Raw genomic sequence first — 377 nt, 5'->3', positions numbered from 1 at the left:
GTCGTAAGATATGGAGACAACCTTGGAGGTGTTTTTACGTTGGCAACAAGAGTAAGTTACCCAGTGGAAACAAAAATGAAAGCCATTGAATTGAGAATAACAGGAGTTCCAGTGAAAGAGGTCATGGAGCAGCTGAGCATACGAAATAAGACGCAATTGGAAACCTGGATGCGATGGTACCGCAAGGGCGAGTTAAACCGCTTGGAGCAACCTGTAGGCAAACAATACAGCTACGGTAAAGGACCTGAGTTTACCTCGGAACTGGAGCAAATAAAGGCGGAGAATCGGTTCTTAAAGCAACAAATAGATGTGCTAAAAAAGTACAAGGAAATGGAAAGGAGTTGTCACCAAAAATCATAGTTGAACTGGTTGAACTG

At 43.0% G+C, this 377-nt stretch carries 1 pseudogene; it reads left to right on the top strand.

The features are described 5' to 3' along the window. Positions 1-39 precede the first annotated feature (39 nt). Positions 40-377 (top strand): annotated as a pseudogene (locus AB4Z50_RS36250) (helix-turn-helix domain-containing protein); the annotation flags it as partial.

Source organism: Paenibacillus sp. 2TAB26, from assembly GCF_052115145.1.
Taxonomy (GTDB): Bacteria; Bacillota; Bacilli; order Paenibacillales; family Paenibacillaceae; genus Pristimantibacillus.
This window is presented reverse-complemented; position numbering and strand designations above follow the sequence as displayed.